Genomic DNA, 1,757 nt, shown 5'->3' with positions numbered 1-1,757 from the left:
AAAATTGAGTTGTCCCCAAATTTTCTTAAATTGTGTGTGTTCAAAAATTTGATTTAGAAACAACTGCCGCTGCTCATCAAAGTTTGCTAATACTTGTTGCTTATCAACAATGAACTGATATTTAAACTCAGCAAAATAAGCAAAGCTAGGTTTAACCACCTGAGCGAGCTCAAGCTGAACCAATAAGGTTTTTAGCGGTAATAATTTAATATTACAGCTTGTGGAGATAGCAGACTCTTGCATCTCCCAGCGGCCATTATCAATTTCATTAGTAATATGTTGAACCAGTTTGCTAATAGCACTGGGCTCCGGTGTATCACCATAAACAAAGTTTTCAATGGTATTTAGGCCATCTTTATTCGCTAAGGTTATACAGTGAGATAAAGCATTATCACGCCCTGCTCGTCCGATTTCTTGACTATAGTTTTCAATGGATTTGGGTAAGTCGTAATGAATAACGAATCGAATATTACTTTTATCAATTCCCATACCAAAAGCAATGGTGGCTACAATGACATTAATCTCTCCTGCCATAAATTGATTTTGAATCAAGTTACGCTTATCTGATTCAAGCCCTGCATGATAAGCCGTAGCTTGAATGCCTTGGCTAGATAAATAATGCGCCACATCTTCAGCAGTTTTTTGTAATGTCACATAGATAATGCCCGCTCCAGTAAATTGACTGACATTATTGACCAATGTGGCATTCTTCTCTGACTCTAAAACGGGTAATACCTGGATATCAAGGTTCGAACGATAAAAGCCGGTTTGAACAACTTGATGTGGCAAAATATTAAAACGCAACGCCATATCTTGTTTTACTTTCGCAGTTGCTGTTGCCGTTAACAATAACACTTGGGGTATGGCAAACTCCTGACAATAAACAGGAATTTTTAAGTAATCGGGCCTGAAATTATGACCCCATTCTGAAATACAGTGAGCTTCATCTACGACTAATAATGAAATACTAATCGAGCTTATGAACTGTCTAAAACGTTCATTCTTAAATCGCTCAACTGACACCATTAATATCTTAGTTTCGCCATTACGAACATCTCGCATCACCTGCTGACTTTGCTCATAGGTTAAACTTGAGTCAATACTGGCGGCGTTAATGCCTTTGCTACGTAAAAACGCGATTTGATCTTTCATCAAAGCTAATAGCGGCGACACAACTAAGGTTACATTAGGCAGCTGTAATGCACTGAATTGGTAACACAACGATTTACCTGAGCCTGTAGGGAAAATGGCTAATGAGGAATGGCCTGAAAGAATATGTTCAATAACGGCTTGTTGACCTTCGCGAAACTGATCGAATCCAAATTGCTGTTTTAATAACGCAGGTAAAGAAGCGGTACTTTGAGGAACTTGTGTCGTTGATTCAAGCATTTAGATGCCTTTTGAATTTGAACGCAGTCGAAATCCTTACGACTTACGAGCAATATATTGAGTAATTAAGTGGGTCAGTTTGTCTTCGAAACCTTCTTGGACCTGTTCGAGATCGTGGCCAAAGCGAGTTAAATATTTAGCTGCTTGCACACGGGTCAACATTTTATTGGCGAGACAATAAGCCATTTCATCTAGTTGCTTGTTATATCTAGGTTCAAGAAACCATTGGCAAGTATCTGTATCGAACGCAGCTAGGGTTTGTTGCGCAAGGTTACAGAAAGTTTCGATGTGTTCTATACCGTCAGGTCCTAAACAACCTGGTTCAAGTCGGTATAGCACAATTAATTTATTATCAAACATACTAAGCG

Annotated in this window: 2 protein-coding genes; both read right to left on the bottom strand. The window is 38.7% G+C overall.

Annotated features, from left to right (window positions below; translation table 11 throughout):
* Positions 1-1,389, bottom strand: a 1,389-nt coding sequence (locus FNZ24_RS21405; protein ID WP_153916817.1) for a RecQ family ATP-dependent DNA helicase, incomplete at its 3' end; no start/stop codon positions are given.
* A 36-nt stretch (positions 1,390-1,425) separates the two neighbouring features.
* Positions 1,426-1,749, bottom strand: coding sequence for a hypothetical protein (locus FNZ24_RS21570; protein ID WP_194945127.1), 324 nt, complete (start codon positions 1,747-1,749; stop codon positions 1,426-1,428).
* Between the last annotated feature and the right edge of the window lie 8 nt (positions 1,750-1,757).

This window comes from Shewanella sp. TC10 (assembly GCF_009663145.1).
In the GTDB taxonomy this organism is placed as follows: domain Bacteria; phylum Pseudomonadota; class Gammaproteobacteria; order Enterobacterales; family Shewanellaceae; genus Shewanella.
This window is presented reverse-complemented; position numbering and strand designations above follow the sequence as displayed.

What these genes read in the sequence shown, in the direction of transcription:
- FNZ24_RS21570 (WP_194945127.1), bottom strand. Translation starts at nt 1,749, where the DNA reads ATGTTTGATAATAAATTAATTGTGCTATACCGACTTGAACCAGGTTGT.